Consider the following 15,436-nt stretch of genomic DNA (forward strand, 5'->3'; position numbering starts at 1 on the left):
CGTCAGCCGCGTCGGCGGCGCCTGATGCCGGCCACACCCAGCCCGGCCAGCGAGGCCAGGGCCAGCGAGCCCGGCTCGGGAAGAGTGAAGGCGCGCACGCTGTCGATGGCCGGCACGCTGTAGCCGCTCGTGTCGGTCGCGCTGTCGAAGGCATAGACCCGCACTTCGTCAAAGCCGACGGCGTCACTCAGCCCGAGTACGCCGCCAATGCCCGCCGCGCCCAGGGACACGCGGCCATTGCCGGTCTGCACGCCGTCCAGCCAGGTCTGCCACATCAGGTAGATGCTGGCGTAGCCCGAATCGACGGCGAACTCGATGCCGTTGAGGTCGCGTGCCGCGCTGCGGATGGACAGGTAGGCGTTCATGCCTGCGGTGGCGAAGTAGTTGCCCGCGAAGGACTGGCTGTAGGTCTCGCCGGCGCCCAGGTCCACGCAGTTGCCACCGGCATAGCCGCAGCCGCCGTTGTCATTGGCAAAGCCCGTGTGGCTGAACAGCAGGCCGCCTTCTGACCAGGGGCTGTCGAGGTTGACGTTGGCCTCGAAGTCGGCAGCGGAGGTCAGGTGCGCTGCGCTCGGCGTGGCGCTGCCGGCGCCGGTGGTCTGCACGACGGCGGCGCTGACGTGGGCTGCCAGCAAGGCAGAGGCGAGGAGGGTGATGGTTTTCATGGGAAGAGCGTTCATTGCGCGGCAATCAGATCGATGGCATCGAAGGACAGCGCCGGGCTCAGGAAGGCGGCACCGGCGGTGCCGCTGACGGTGTTGATGGTCAGCACGTTGGTGCCGACGACCAGCTGCGCGGCGGGGATGTCGAAGCTGTAGGTGCGGTTGAAGCCGCGGTAGGTGCCCACGGTGAGGTTGCGCGACACCTTGGGCGGTGCGGCGGGAATGGCCGACGTCCAGCTGTTGACCGTGACCTGTGGGCGGGCGCCGGCGAAGTCGGCCGTGGTGCCGAGGCGCAGCCGCAGCGGCACGGTGTTCTGGCCGCGCTTGAGCGTGAAGCGCACCTGCAGGCCGTTGTTGACGTCCTTCCATTGATAGGCCGGCCATTGCGTTGCGGCATTGGATTGGCCGATGACGAAGGGACTGACATTCCACGACGCCATGCGCACGTCGGACGGGTGCATGAAGGTCAGCTTGTCGCCGTTGATGAACTCCTGCGGCGTGCCGTCCCAGTGGCCGATGCGCCACAGCGCCGGCGTGGCCTCGGGGTCGGCCGTGATGGCCACCGGGTTCAGCGCGTACGTGGCATTGGCGGTCACCGTCACCGAGCCGGTCTGCACGGCCAGCTCGCCCTTGTAGACCGTCATCGTGTAGACGCCCGGCAGCATGCCCGTGGCCGTGAAGTGGCCGTCGACGGGGTCGGCGTCGGCCCAGTACTGTGCCTGCGCGTTGGCGAAGCCCACCGTGTAGGGCAGGCCGGCGATGCGGCCCGTGAGGCCGGCGCCGCTGACCGAGCCTCGGCCCACCGGAGGCACGTAGCCCAGCAGGCCCACGTTGCCGTACCAGCTGGTGTCGGGGCGGGCCGTGGGGGCCGTGCCGTCGTTGAAGATCATCGTGTAGGTGTTCAGTACACCCATGCGGAAGGCTTCCGTCTGGGCCTCGCCGTAATTGACGATGTAGGTCAGCTCGTTGGTCGTGTCGGTGATCTGCTGCAGCAAGCTGCGGTAGAAGGGACCGCCGGAGCCGCCTTCGTTGTTGTCTCGCCAGAACCAGATGCCCGCGCCAGGGCCGGAGCCGCCGACGAACTCCCAGTCCTTCAGCCGGCGGTTGGCGTAGTGCTTGGAGCGCGACTGGCCGTATCGCGCATCGGTGGCCGGGAAGCCGAACACGTCGCTGGCCTCGATGGCGCCGCTGGTGCCGCGCAGGTCCTCGGCCCAGAAGCTCTCGCCGTTGTAGGTGCGCAGGCCGCCGGCCGCGTTGACCGGGCCGCCGTTGGGCAGCTTGGCGATGGGGATGCGGGCGATGAAGCGCACCAGGCCGTGTACGTCCGGCTCTTCGGTGAAGTGCGTGCCCATGTGGATGTTGGACTCGCCCTTCTTCACCACGTAGTAGTGCGTCAGCACGCCGCCCTTGGTGCTGGTGCTGGTGAGGGTGACGCGGATGTAGTCGCTCGCGTTGACCACGCCGCCGTTGCTGCTGGAAGCCGGCGTCACCGTGCCGTTGGCGCTGACGGCCTCCACCTTCAGGCCCACGGCGCTTACGCCGTTGTAGAGCCAGTCGGCCCCGGAGTTGAGCTGTGTGCCGCGGGCGGGGTCGGCGTACTCCACGCCCTTGTAGACCATGCTGGACAAGTCGCCGATGGCCGTGGTGCTGCTGCTGTCCCAGCCACGCACCTTGAACACCAGGCCGCCATCGGTGTCGATGACGTACTGCGGCCGCGCCGCGTTGTTGTTGTCGTGGACGGTGGTGATGCTGAAGGCGGCCATCGCGGCCGGTGCCGCCGCGGCGAGCAGGCCTGCGGCCAGCCAGCGCACCCAGGGCGGGCGCGTGCTTGTGGTGTTCATGGAGTCTCCTGGTTTCGTGTCGTTGTTCACGGTCTGTGGACTTGGCCGCAAACCGGAGCGGAATGTAGGCAGCGCCTGACTCCGCGTGTACTCAACCCGTTGAGCGTTTGAACAGCGCCGCTCTCGCGTCTTCGAAGCTTCGCTCAGAGGAGCGCTACCACTGCGTTTGCGATAACCGTTGCGACATCGCGCACGGTGTCAAAGCGCGTCAACTCACTTCATCAGCGCCTGGTAGGTCAGCGTGCGCACGCGCAGATGCAGCGTCGAATTTCCCGCGGGCCGCAGCTGCGTCATGAAGAGGATGACGAGGCGCTCCTTCGGGTCCACCGTGTACTGCGGGAAATAGGCGCTGCCCCAACCGAAGGCGCCTTCGCTGCCCAGTTCCTTGAAGCCGCCGCGTTTCACGTTGACCCAGAAGCCCAGCCCGAAGCCATCGGCGTCGCCGCCGGATTTGGAACCGAGATGGTCGGCCGTCATCAGCGCCACGGTGTGGGGTGCGAGGATGCGCACGCCATCCAGCTCGCCCTGGTTCAGCAGCATCTGCAGGAAACGCGTGTAGTCGCCCGCGGTGGAGAGCATGCCGGCGCCGCCCGACAGCAGCTTGCGCGGGCCATTGACGAAGTCGCTCTTCGCAGACGTTTCCATCAGCTTGAGCTGGCCGCCTTCCAGCCCGTAGACATTGGCCAGGCGCTCAACCTTCTCCGGTGGCAGGAAGAAGCTCGTATCCGGCATGCGCAGCGGGTCGGTGATGCGCTCCTTGATGAAGCGGTCCAGCGGCTGGCCGGAAACGACCTCGACGAGGCGGCCCAGCACGTCGGTGGCGTAGCCGTAGATGAACTGCTCACCCGGCTGGCTCTGCAGCGGCAGCGCGGCGAAGCGGTCGGTCCACTGCGCCAACGTCTCGTCGTTGCCGACGAGGTACCAGTCCTTCATGCCAGCAGCGCTGTAGGCCGCCTGGGCCGGGCCGCTGCCGTAGCTCATGCCGGCCGTGTGCGTCAGCAGATCGTGGATGGTCAACGCGCGGCGCGGCTTCTCGGTGCCGCCTTGGGCCAAGGCGACCTGCAGGTTGGCGAAGGCCGGCAGGTAGCGCGCCACCGGGTCCTTCAGCAGGAAGCGGCCTTCCTCGTAAAGGATCATGGCCGCCACGGTCGTCAGCGCCTTGGTCATGGAGGCGATGCGGAAGATCGTGTCCGTGCGCATCGGCCTGGCGTTCTCGATGTCGCGCTGGCCATAGGCCTTGAAGACGACCGGCTTGCCATCGCGCAGCACGGCCATCACGCCGCCGGCGAGCTGCTGTTTGCCGATCTGCTCCTCGATGGCTGCGTCGAGCCGCTGCAGGCGTTCCGGCGAGAAGCCTTGTGCGGTGACCGCAGCGGCCTTGGGCGGTGCGGCCGAGGTCGCTGGGGCGTGGGCCAGCGCGGCGCAGGCCAGCGCCAGGGCGGCAAGGATGGTTCTCATTCGGCTCAATCGCCCAGGGGGCGTTGCTGGGTGAAGCCCGGGCTCGCTGCAACGTGGAACTGCTCCGGCGGCAGCGGCCTGGCGGGGTCAATAACGCCAAGATCATCGCGCAGCTGTGCGGCCACCGGCACGCGGGCTTCCTTCAAACCCAGGGCCACCAAACGCGCCAACTGCATGGCGCCGTAGTTGTTGTGGTGGGTGTTGTCGAGCTTGCCGTTGTTCATCGGATGGGCGGCCTGGGAGCGCTCGGGGCCGAGGGCCGCGTAGAACTGCTGGCTCATCGCGTTGAGGTCGATGAAGGCCAGCTTCATGTCCTGCGCGACCGCGCGCGCCGCGTCGGCGTACTCGGTCAGGCTGGGCCTGAGCTTTCCCTCGGGGTCGAAGTTGCGCCTCTCCATCGACGACACGACGACCGGCACGCCGCCTCGCGCCAGGATGCGCTCGGCGTGGGTGCGCAGCTCGGCCTTGTAGGTCTGGGCGTTGCCGCTGCCGTCCTTCTGCTGCTTCTGGTCGTTGTGGCCGAACTGCAGCAGCACCGTGTCGCCGGGTTGCAGCTGCGACAGGATCTTGTCGATGCGCCGCCGCGCCAGCGAGTCGCGGAAGGTCTCTCCCGACTGCGCATGGTTGGCCACGGCCACGGTGGGCTTGAACAGGGCCGTCAGCATCTGGCCCCAGCTGCTGTAGGGCTCGCGGGCCTGGTCGGCCACCGTGGAGTCGCCCAGCAGGAAGACGGTGGGCACCTTGACGGGCTCAATGACGAGACTGCGCAGCGCCGGCTGGCTGCCGTTGATCTCCAGCGTCAGGCGCTGGTCCCAGGCCCAGATCTCATCCTTGCTTTCGCGCGGTTCCTTGAGCTTGACGACGCCTGCTTCCACACCCGGCACGGCGGCGATGCGGGCCGTTCGCACGTTGACGATGAAGCTGCGCGTTTCAGTTGCACCGGCAGCCACCCCCACGCTGTCCAGCATCAGCCGACGCAGCTCGGCTTTGATGGTCGTGTTGCTGGCGGCGGCGGCGCCGAGCGTCGCGGTGACGCGGTAGTTGCCTTCCGCGGRCACGTCCACCGTGAAGAAGCTCGGCTGGCCGGCGGCATTGAGCGCGGCGCCGGGCTCGAAGCCGGCGCCGCGGTCACGGCTGTAGGTGGGCGCGGGCGTCGTGGTGAAGTCGAAGCTGAGCGGTTCGGCCGCGCGTGGCTGGGAAACACAGCCACTGAGGCACAGAGACACAGAGAAGAGCATGGAGAGAAAGGGCAGATTTCCTCTGTGCCTCTGTGTCTCTGTGGCTGTGTTCATCGATGTGGTCATGTCAGTCAGTGAGCTGGTCGCCGATCAGGGCCAGGTTCTGGATGGCGGCCAGTCCCCACTGCGCGGCGTCATTGGTGCTGATCCAGGGCGCCTCGTCCACGGGGTTCAGCGCCAGCGGGCCGGCGATGCGCGTGGTCTTCAGCGTCTTGTGGCCGCGCGGATCGTCGGCCAGGAACTCGCGCCAGGCGCGCTGGGCCAGCGCCTTGTCCTGCTTCTGTTTTGCCGCATAGGCGGACAGGCGCGAATGCCCCACGCTCAGCACAGTGCCGCCGCCGTGCGGTGCGCCCAGCGCCTTGACCTGCTGGTCGCGCGGCGCGTTGTAGAGCTCGCAATACTGCAGCCAGGCCTGCTTGAACTCGGGCTCATCGATCAGCTCCACCAGTTCGGCCATCATCTCCACAGCACCAAAGACGGCGCTCAGGTGGCTGGCGCTGAGCTTGTCGCCGCTGACGTTGTGGAAGGCGCCTTCGTTCGGCCCCGTGGGCTCATAGCCGCCACTGCCGGTGAAAAAGCCGTGCGGCATGGCCGCGATGCCCTTCATTCCGCGCAGCAGCTTGTTGCGCCAGCGCACGTCGCCGGTGCGCTCCCACTCGGTCAGCACATTCGCGACGACCGATCCCCAATCCGTGCCAAAGCCGATGCGCGCCGGCCAGGGGCCCTTGTCCACGCGGCCGGCGATCTTGCGCACGGGGTCGACCTCATCCATGTTGCTGTCGGCGCTGAGCACCTCGCGCATGACGTCGCCGATGCGTTCGTCGGCCGTCAGGTAGTAGTAGAAGCGGCGGTAGGCCGCCGTCGAGATGCGCGCCTGCTTGGCGCTGCAGCCCCAGTGCTGCACGTTGTGCCGCGTGCCCAGGCCCTGGAAGCGGCCGGCGTGATAGATGTCGACCTCGCTGGTGTGGCGCACCATGGCCTCGGCAAAGCGAAAGATATCGGCGCGGCCGCTGCGCAGCCAGGCGTACCAGAGCCACAGGTCAGGCGAGAGCTCGGAGTTGTCCCAGGCAAAGCCGCCGACGTCGTAGCGCCACTCGTGGCGATCACTGTCGTAGGTGTGGCGGATGTCGCCGTAGTCCCAGAAACCGTACCAATGGCGCTGCTCGACCTCCTTGGCATAGAAGCCGAACAGGAAGTCGAGCTTGTCCTCGATCTTCTGCCGCGTGGGCGTGCTGCGGTCGGGCAGGCTCCACAGCTTGCCGAAGACGCCGGCCGCCAGATAACGCTGCGGTGATGCGGCGAGCTGCGGCGGTGCCTGCACTGCGGCGGCCATCTGCACCAGGCGCTCGCGGGTCGGCGTGGCGGCCAGCGCCCACAGCGTGATCTCGCTGCTGCGCGCGATGCCCACCGGCGTGCCGAAGCCCTTCTCGTAGTCCTCGTAGGTCATCTCCAGGCCTTCGAGCTCCTGCTCGTGGGTCTCCTGCCCCAAGCCATCGTGATAGAAGCGCAGGTCCATGGCCGGCGCCTCGGGCGAGTGCATCCACAGCGTCACCTGCGCGGCGTCGGTGTGGGCATTGCGGATGTCCAGCTGCGTCGGGTGGCGCTGCCAGAAGTCGCGCAGGCCGAAGGCCACGCCGCCGGTGGCGCCGCCGATATAGCCGCTGCCCGGCGCCCGCTTGCCAAAGGCGGCCGGGATCCAGCCATGGCCGGCCTTGGTGCGCTTCTTGATCTGGAAGCCATCGGCACTGAGCTGGCTTAAGGAGTAGTCGCCCCAGGCGGGGATGCGATGTTGCAGCTGACGCACCTGCGTGCCCCATTGCGCCACCGGCGGCGTGGCGCGGCCGGCGAGCTGGGCCTCGCGCACGGCCGCACCCGGGTCGCGGCGCAGGCCGGTCAGGTTGCGCACGCCCTCGGCCCACAGGCCACCGGATTCGCCGGCAAAGCGCACATGACGGTCGTAGAGGGCGTCGCGCAGCGGCACGTCGAAGCGCAGGCCGATACCGCGCAGGAAGTCCTTCTGATCGTCGCCATCGAAGACGAAGGTGTGCATGACGCGCAGCGATTCGGCGCCGGCGTAGAAATAGAAGCGCACCGAGAAGGGCAGCCATTCGCGGCCGGCGGCGCTGCGGTGTTGGCCGTCGACCTTGATGACGGCGCGCACCGGGCCGGTCTGCTCGACGGTCAGTTTTGCGATGCGGCTCTGGAAGGCGGTCTGCGTGACGGCGCCCTGCTCGGCATCGGGCTTGTCGTCGGTCTGGGCGATGAGGGTGCAGGAACCCAGCACCTCGCGGCCGTCGCGCTCGATGCCCTGGATGAGCTTGGCGCCCTGGCGTGGCAGCCTGCAGCGGATGACGCCGTTGTCGACCTCGATGAAGTCAGCCTCCTCGCGCACCTTCACGGTGGCACCTGCGGCGGCAGCACCCTTGCCCGGGCGGATGCTGGGCTGGGCACCGGCATCGACGCCGGCTGGCAGCGCATGCGCCGTCCACTTCAGCGAGCCATCGGGCCACCAGGCCAGCGGCCAGGTCTGCAAGGCCAGTGGCTTGCCCTGCGCGTCCAGCGCGTGGAAGGCCTGATCCTTCCTGTGCTGGCCGCGCGGCCAGGGCAGACCCAACGTGGCGCCGAGCGCCAGCGCGGGGGCGGTGCCATCCAGCCAGCGCAAGCCGAGCAGGTCGTCCGACGTGGCGACGGTCGGTGCGGGCGCCGATGCAGCACCGGCGGTGGTGGCCAAGCCGGTCAGACCCAGAGGCAGGGACGCGGTCTTGAAGAAGTTGCGGCGGCTGAAGTCGGTCATGGGCGGGCTTGCAGAGGTTGCAGCGAGGAGTCGGCGGCGTGGCCGCTGCCGCGGCCCCACAGGCGGTCGTAAGGCCAGCCGGTCAGGTCTTCGACGATGCGGCGGCTGTCATCGGTCTCGGCTTCGGTCGCACCGCTGCGCAGGCGCTCGACCTCGTTGACGAGGACGGCATGCGTGCTGGCGTTGAGGCGGAAGGACCAGGAGGCGATCAGGCCGAATACCATCATCAGCAGCGGCCCGCCGACCATCAGCGCGGTGATGGTCTGGATGGCCTCGGGGCTTTGCACGATGACCTCGCCGGGGCGGCTCTTGGGCGAGATATATCCGCCCAGGTCGATGATCCAGCCGCTGGCGATGATGGCCGCGCTCTGGGCCATCTTGCGCACCAACGTCATCACGCCGGCAAAGATGCCCTCGCGGCGTTGGCCGGTGACGGCCTCGTCGATGTCGGGCAGGTAGTTGTAGACCGACCAGGGCACGAAGTTCAGCGTGCCGCGGCCCAGGCCGGCCAGCACGATCGGCACGAAGATCCAGAACACCAGGCTGAGGCTGCCGCTTGCCGGGTTCAGCGCGGTGAAGAGGTTGGTGCCCAGCGCCTTGAAGCCGGCATCGAAACCCTCTGGCCGGGCCAGGAAAAATCCCAGGTACAGCAACAGCGCCGCGCCGAACAGCGAGATAGCGAGGCGGTAGGCCAGCACGGGCCCGGTGCGGATGACGATCTGGATGGCCACCATCACCGAGATGAGCTGGGCCACGTACATGACCGTCATCAGCTGCGAGATGACGAGGGTCGCGCCCATCAGCACCGTCGCCACGAAGATGGGGAAGGCGGTGTTGAAGATGTCCTGCGACAGGTAGCCGCCCAGGTAGATGGACAGGTGCTGGCGGAAGGCGCGGATCTTCAGCGTCGAGAACAGGTCGCCGAACATCTTGACCGGCAGGGCCAGTGCGGCCTTCAGCGTCACGCCGCCATAGGTCTGCGACATGACCGCCTGCTCGCGCGTGCCGTAGGGGCGCTCCCACGTCGTCAACACGACGATCGTCACGACGACCGAGAAGATGCAGCCAAAGATGGCTGCCATCCAGAAGAAGGTGTCGGGCGAGTCCTTGCCGCCGAACTGGCTGATCAGCAGCGTGGGCAGGTAGGAGGCCAGGATGGCCGAGCTCTGCGCGACGATCATGCGGGCGCCGGCGAACTTGGCCTTGCGCTTGTAGTCCTTGGTCATCTCGGCCGCCAGCGTTTCCCAGGGGATGAGAAACATCGTGTACAGCAGCTCGAAGAAGATGAAGGCAAGCAGGTAGTAGGTGAACGTGTGCCCGGTGCGGAAGATCAGCGCGAAGCTGGGCAGCAGCGGGATGGTGACCAGCAGGAAGAGCTTGCGCCGGCCGATCTTGCGGCCCACCCAGGTGTGGCGCAGGTTGTCGGAGACGTAGCCGATGAGGGGGCAGGTGATGGCTTCGAGCAGTCTCGGGAGGCCGAGGATCAGTCCCGCGTCGACGGCGCTGAGGCCGCAGAAGGTGGTGAAGAAATAGAACAGCCAGCCGGTGATGACGGCCTGGGCGCCGGCGCCCAGCATGTCGCCGCTGCCCCAACCCCAGTAGTTGATCCAGGTGGGTTCTTTGGCGGCTGGGTGGAGGTTTCGGGTTGTCATGTCTGTGCTCTTTGAGCGCTTGTCTCAGCTGCTCTTGTTTTCTGCTGCGAGTGGTGCGGGGATTTCGCCCCCGCAGGCGAGTCACTTTCTGGGCCGCCAGAAAGTAACCAAAGAGCTCCCCCCTGACCGCCCCGCCCTACGCTTCGCTGCGGGTCCCCTGCGGTACTCAGCCCCGAAGCCCCGCGCCGAACTCGCGTCGCTACGCTCTGCTCAAACAGGCGTCGCGAGTCAGTTCTTGAGGTTCGCTGCGCGAACGGGCTTCGGGTCTTCCGTTCCTCGGCGGGGCTAAAAGGGGGCAGACAGAAATACATCCACCACCCGGATTTCGGGTTTGGCTGTTGGGGCTGTTCGGAGCCTCCCCTTCTAAACCGCCGAGAAGCGCAGAAGCCCGAGGCGCGTGCGAAGCACGCTTCGACAACTGACTTAGCGCAGTTGTCTGAACGCAGCGTAGCGAAGTGAGTTCTGCGCGAGCCTCGGGCTTCGAGCATCGCAGGGGACCCCGCAGGGGCGGTTTCGCAGGGGAGAGCTTTTTGCCTACTTTTTGGCGGCGCAAAAAGTAGGTCGGCCGCCGGGACGAACCCCCGGCTGGGCCTAGCCATAAACCCAAAGCAGCGCATAGCAATCGAATCAGATGAAGCGAACCAACAACTCACCCATCGCCAACAAAGCCATCGCCTGCCCAAACGGCATCGACGTCAGCGGGATGTCCTTGTATTCCTGCAACGTGTTGAACACCGGCGTGCCGAAGCTCACCTGAGTCAGCTCGCCCGCATCGTTGATCTTCGACCGCACCGCCAGCGCCGCCTTCACGCCGAAGGCCTCGTAGTCCTTGGAGATGTAGCCCTTGCGGACCGCCTTCAGGATGCCGTAGGCGAAGCCGGCCGACGCGGCGGCTTCGTCGTAGGACGTCGGGTCGTCCAGCAGCGTGGGCCACAGGCCCGATGGTGACTGGAACTGGGCCAGGGCCTTGACCTGCGCTTCGAGCGTCGTGATCAGGAACTGGCGGAAGGCGTCGCCCTCGGGCAGGTTCAACAGCTCGATGAACTCTGGGATGACGATCGTGACCCACGAATTGCCACGCGCCCACAGCGCATTCGCAAAGTTGTGCCGCCCCTCGAAGGTCCAGCCGTGGAACCACAGCCCCGTCTTGCGGTCGGCCAGGTATTTGATGTGGACGAGGAACTGGCGCTTGGCCTCCTCGATGTAATGCGGCCGGTTCAGCAGCAAGCCGAACTTGGCCAGCGGCAACACCGACATCATCAGCGTGTCGTCCCACATCTGCTGGTTGTTGACGCTGTTGTAGACGATGTGCTGGAAGCCGCCTTCCTCGGTGCGCGGCAGCTCGTTGTAGACCCACTCGGCCCAGCGATCGATGTAGGGCAGGAAGCGACGCTCGCCGGTGCGGTCGAACAGGTAGGCCAGCGTCAGGAAGGGCGCCACCGTGTTGATGTTGCGGCTGGGCATGCCTTCCGCAAACCGCGCCTCGAACCAGCTCGTCATGATGCTCCAGGCCTTGGGGTCGCCGGTCAGCTCCCAGACCTTGTAGACACCGTACAGGCCCACGCCGTGCGTCCATTCGAAGCCGTTCCAGCCCTTGGTGTCCAGCACGCGGCCGTCGTCCAGGCGCAGCAGGAACTTGCCGTCCTTGTCCTCGATGTTGACCAGGTTGTGGATCAGGCGATCGATGGCGCCGCGAATGTCGTCGCGGTCCGCGCCGAGGCCGACCGTGTGATGAGCCAGCAGCGGGTGGATGCGCGAGGAATCGACGGGTTTGAGGACTTGATTTGGCATGGTCATGTCTCGGTATGTATTCAACGCTGCAGGTTGCGCGGTTGGGGCACCGGCTCCAACGGTACGCCGCCGCGGGCGACGGCCAGCTGCACCAGGCGCACGGCCTCCAGTGCGTTGGCCGGCTGGCCATCGGTCGTGACGGCCAACGTCAGCGTGTTCTCGCCGTTCGGGTTCAGGATGCCGGGCGGCAGCACGAAAACGCGCTGCGGGCCGATGTGGGCGATGAACTGGCCCATATTCCAGCCGTTGACGAAGATCAGCGCGCGGTTCTCGACCTCGGAACGTGGCTTGGTCGTGTCGCCAAAGGCCAGCCCGAGCTGCACATCGTGGCCGGCCGGCAGGTCCAGCTTGAAGTTGGTGCGCAGCCAGTAGCTGCCCGGCGCTGGCGGCGCGGCGCTCACGGTCGTGGCCTCCCAGCCGGGCTGGGGCTTGGTCGGGTCAACGGGCAGATGCCAGCCCATGCGCTCGCCGTGCAGGCCACCGCTGTTCATCGGACCGCGCACGAGGTCGGCAATGTCCTCGCCGCCCTTGTTGCCCTGGATCTTCCAGGCGATGGGCGTTGCAAAACGCTGGCCGCCCTTGGGCGTGAGGGACATGGAGATCAGGCCACGCGCTTCCTTGTGCACGTCGTCGGCGAACAGGTCCCAGTTGTGCGAGTTGTTGCGCACGACGACGGCCAGCACGTGGTCGCCCGGCGGCAGGTCTTTCAGCAGGTGGCGGAAGGTGTCGGTCGTCTCGGGGAAGGGGCGGCCGGTGTCGTGCTCCTGCTGGCCGATGAACTTGCCGTCCAGCCAGACCTGGATCATGCCGGCGCCACCGCCGCCGAAGAAGAGTTCCAGCTGCAGCGGCTTGGTGTCGCTCGTTGCGAAGCGGCCGCGGTACCAGACGTCGCCATGGTGGAAGCCGTAGTCGCTCATGGCCAGCACGGGCTGGCCCTTGTCGGGCGCGGTGTACACGTTGGCGGCCGACCCGCTGGTGTCGGTCTTGCGCCAGGCACTGTCGTCGAAGCCGGGGGCGGCTTCGAGGGAGTCGAAGCGGCGCGTCCAGGTGAGCTGCGTCAGGTCGGGCAGCTTGACGGCGTCAGGGCCGGGCAGGGCGGTGCGGGCGGCGAGGCTGAAGTCCTGCGCTGCGGTCGCTACGGCTTGGCCGTTGAACGTCAGCGCGTTGATGCCGTCCGGCACCCAAGCGCGCAGCGCGCTCGGCTGTGTCGTATCGCCGCGGAGTTGCAGCTTCTTGCCGTCGACCGCCGCCGTGCGAACGAGGCCCGGGCTGCGCACCAGTACGCTCTGACCACCGGCTTGCAGGCGCCAGAACTCCTGGCCCGTCTTTTCGTCAGCGATCAGCAGCAGCAAGGGGGCACGCCCGGCGCCGCTGATCAGCACTTCGATGAGGCCGGTGTGCTGGTAGTTCAGCCGCAGGTCGCCGCGCTTGGCATCCCAGTTCACCTGGGCCTGGCCGCGCAGCAGCTTCACGGTCGGCCTGGCGGCATAGCGCAGCACGGCCTCGCCGTCGTCGCCGTTGCGGCCGTAGAACAGCGCCACATCACGGGCGCCTTGCTGCAACTGCGCCTGCAGCTCGCTCGTGCTGTAGACCAGGTGTTGGTGTTCCAGTGCGTAGCTGGCCAGCAGCATCTTGGCGTCCTGGCCGGTCAGCGTCAGCTTGCCGGCCTGCGGCACCTGGTAGCTGCCGTCACGCGTTTGCAGCTTGAAGCTGAACGCCTCAGTTCCTGTCAGCGCGTTGTGCTGAGCCAGCAGCACATGGCTGCCCAGCGCCTGATTGACGTTGTGATAAAGCCTGACCTTGGCATTGCCCGAATCAAGAGGCTCGCCCTTGTCCATCTGCGCCAGCACGGGCGTGGCCGCCTGCACGAAGCCGCCCATCTGCTTGAGCACCAGCGCCTTGTCGCGCATGACGCGGGCCTCGCTGATGGGCGAGCCGTAGTCGTAGCTCGTGTAGACGATGGGCCCCGGCTGCCAGCCCCAGCTGGTGCCACCATAGGCCATGTAGATGGAATGGATGGTCAGCGCGTTGATGAGGCTGCTACCGTAGAACACGCGCTGGTAGCCCGGTCCCTGGCGCTGGGCCGTGCATTCGTAAGTGCCGTTGCTGCCCCAGTAGTCGAACCAGCCTGCGCCGATCTCGGCGACGAAGCCCGGCGTGTTGGGGGAGGCCAGCGAGCCGACCTTGGGGAAGTTCTTGCCGTAGATGCCCCAGTCCGGCGCCGGTGCCGGCGTGCCGGGTTGGGCGTCCACACCGCAGACGCCGCCGGGATAGCCGTCAAAAGCGTAGAGGTCGGTCGGGCCGGGGTTGGCGAACGGCGCGGTCGAGTTCTTGGGCGTCCAGTCCGGCAGCCGTGAGGCGGCGTTGTGGAACAGCGGCACGGTGATGCCGTCGGCGCGCGCCTTGTCCGCCAGGTGCTGCATGTGGCGGATGTTCTTGGGGTTCACCGCGAACAGCTCGTTTTCCAACTGATAGGCGATGACGGTGCCGCCGCCGTTGGTGATCTGGTGGCGGGCCAGGATGGCGTTGATCTGCGTCATCCATTCATCCGCTGCGGCCTGGTACTCGGCCGCGTCGGTGCGGGCCTCGGCGCGCTGGCGCAGCAGCCAACCCGGGAAGCCGCCGGCCGTCAGCTCGGCGTTCACATAAGGCCCCATGCGGGCGATGACGTAGAGGCCTTCCTCCTCGGCCATCTGGATGGCGCGCTCGATGTTGCGCACGCCGGTGAAGTCGTAGTGGCCCGGCTTGGCCGAGTGATAGCCCCAGCTGAAGTAGAGCGACACGGCGTTGAGGCCCGACGCCTTCATCTTCTGCAGTACGTCGTGCCACAGGCTGGGCGAGGGCAGGCGAAAGGGGTGGAATTCGCCCGCGAAGATCATTTCGCGATGGCCGTCGATGATGAGCGAGTGGCGGTCCCAGGCGATGGCCTTGGGCTTGGCCTTGGGTGCCGTTGCACGCTCCAGTTGCGCGGTCTCTTCGGAGATGACCGTGAAGTGGCGCACGGTGCCCGACACGCCGCCCAGCTCCTTCTTGGCCGTCCAGGTCTGCAGGCCGTCGAAGCTATCGGAATACCAGTACCGCTTGGTCGTGTAGTCGTCGAAGTAGATGCGCCAGCCGCCCTTGATGGGTACCAGTGCCTGGCCTTCCGACGGGCCACCCCAGCCGGCCCAGTCGCCGGTTTTCTGAATCGTCCACGGGCCGTCCAGCGACGGGGCCGTGGCCAGTTCGATGAACTTGGTCGTCTCGTTCTTCGTGAAGGCGACGTAGCGGCCTTCATGCTGGATGACGAAGGTGTCGATGTAGTTCTTCTCCAACCCCTGCATGGGCACCGGGTCGGAGAACTTCGTGAAGCCGGCGTCCAGCGCCTTCACGAAATAGGCGGCGAACGGCCCCTGGGTGCCGCCCTTGGACAGGCTCACGACGAGCTTGAAGCTGCCATCGTTGTCGCGGAACCATTCAGGCGCCCAGACGTTGGACACACCCGGCAGCTTCACGGGCACGTCGGCCACATGCGTCCAGCTTTTCAGATCCACCGACTTGGCGATGCCGAAGGTTGAGCCGTTCCAGTTCGTCGTGTAGGCGACGTAGTACTGCCCGTCCGCTGCGCGGATGATGGACGGGTCGCGCAGCAGATCCTTGGGCGGTTGGTAGACCTCCGAGCCCAGCGAGGTGAAGGTGGCGCCGTCGGTGGACGAGAACAGGCTGAGCTTGTTCTGCGAGGTGGCCATGAAGGCCGACATCAGGAAGGTGCGCTCGCTCTTGGCGACGGGCGCTGTTGTCAGCGCCGCTGGGCTGACGGCCGTCGGTGGCAACTGACCAGGCAGGTCCTGCGCCTGGATCGCCCCGCACAGCAACAGCGCGGCCCACCAGCTGGCGGAGCGGGGCGACGGAGCAAACGGCAAGGCAGCGTGCATAGCGGACCGGGAGTGCGGGGAGCCTGATTCAGTGTCACCCGGTTCGCCGCCGCCAAAAAATCAAGCGCGTGCGAGAAAGGGGCCTT

8 protein-coding genes are annotated in these 15,436 nt (G+C 66.9%); all 8 read right to left on the reverse strand.

Going from position 1 to position 15,436, the window contains the following annotated elements; all coding sequences use genetic code 11:
- Positions 1–2 precede the first annotated feature (2 nt).
- The 8 genes from ACXJLH_RS06965 to ACXJLH_RS07000 all read right to left on the reverse strand — a co-directional run bounded on the left by ACXJLH_RS06965 (position 3) and on the right by ACXJLH_RS07000 (position 15,350).
- Positions 3–665: a PEP-CTERM sorting domain-containing protein gene (locus ACXJLH_RS06965; RefSeq protein ID WP_457443120.1), complete on the reverse strand. Its 663-nt coding sequence runs from the start codon at positions 663–665 to the stop codon at positions 3–5.
- A gap of 11 nt (positions 666–676) precedes the next feature.
- Complete coding sequence (locus ACXJLH_RS06970; protein WP_457443122.1) at positions 677–2,503, reverse strand: rhamnogalacturonan lyase B N-terminal domain-containing protein; 1,827 nt, start codon at positions 2,501–2,503, stop codon at positions 677–679.
- A 213-nt stretch (positions 2,504–2,716) separates the two neighbouring features.
- Positions 2,717–3,961: a serine hydrolase domain-containing protein gene (locus ACXJLH_RS06975; protein ID WP_457443124.1), complete on the reverse strand. Its 1,245-nt coding sequence runs from the start codon at positions 3,959–3,961 to the stop codon at positions 2,717–2,719.
- Between the two features lie 5 nt (positions 3,962–3,966).
- Entirely contained in the window at positions 3,967–5,187 is a 1,221-nt protein-coding gene (locus tag ACXJLH_RS06980; RefSeq protein WP_457443125.1) for a rhamnogalacturonan acetylesterase, read from the reverse strand.
- 79 nt (positions 5,188–5,266) lie between these two features.
- A complete protein-coding gene (locus ACXJLH_RS06985) occupies positions 5,267–7,993 on the reverse strand; it encodes an exo-rhamnogalacturonan lyase family protein (protein ID WP_457443128.1) in 2,727 nt (908 codons plus the stop codon).
- On the reverse strand, positions 7,990–9,645 hold the full coding sequence (locus tag ACXJLH_RS06990) for an MFS transporter (RefSeq protein WP_457443130.1): 1,656 nt from the start codon (positions 9,643–9,645) through the stop codon (positions 7,990–7,992). The genes ACXJLH_RS06985 and ACXJLH_RS06990 overlap by 4 nt, the downstream gene beginning before the upstream one ends.
- A gap of 627 nt (positions 9,646–10,272) precedes the next feature.
- Positions 10,273–11,436, reverse strand: a complete 1,164-nt coding sequence (bglB, locus tag ACXJLH_RS06995) for a beta-galactosidase BglB (RefSeq protein ID WP_457443132.1) — start codon at positions 11,434–11,436, stop codon at positions 10,273–10,275.
- Between the two features lie 20 nt (positions 11,437–11,456).
- Positions 11,457–15,350: a beta-galactosidase gene (locus ACXJLH_RS07000; protein ID WP_457443133.1), complete on the reverse strand. Its 3,894-nt coding sequence runs from the start codon at positions 15,348–15,350 to the stop codon at positions 11,457–11,459.
- Positions 15,351–15,436: the final 86 nt, after the last annotated feature.

The organism is Roseateles sp. P5_E4, from assembly GCF_054049255.1.

Excerpts from the sequence above, each read along its gene's own strand:
- ACXJLH_RS06965 (WP_457443120.1), bottom strand. The coding sequence starts at position 665 with ATGAAAACCATCACCCTCCTCGCCTCTGCCTTGCTGGCAGCCCACGTC.
- ACXJLH_RS06970 (WP_457443122.1), bottom strand. The coding sequence starts at position 2,503 with ATGAACACCACAAGCACGCGCCCGCCCTGGGTGCGCTGGCTGGCCGCA.
- ACXJLH_RS06975 (WP_457443124.1), bottom strand. The coding sequence starts at position 3,961 with ATGAGAACCATCCTTGCCGCCCTGGCGCTGGCCTGCGCCGCGCTGGCC.
- ACXJLH_RS06985 (WP_457443128.1), bottom strand. The coding sequence starts at position 7,993 with ATGACCGACTTCAGCCGCCGCAACTTCTTCAAGACCGCGTCCCTGCCT.
- ACXJLH_RS06990 (WP_457443130.1), bottom strand. The coding sequence starts at position 9,645 with ATGACAACCCGAAACCTCCACCCAGCCGCCAAAGAACCCACCTGGATC.
- bglB (WP_457443132.1), bottom strand. The coding sequence starts at position 11,436 with ATGCCAAATCAAGTCCTCAAACCCGTCGATTCCTCGCGCATCCACCCG.
- ACXJLH_RS07000 (WP_457443133.1), bottom strand. The coding sequence starts at position 15,350 with ATGCACGCTGCCTTGCCGTTTGCTCCGTCGCCCCGCTCCGCCAGCTGG.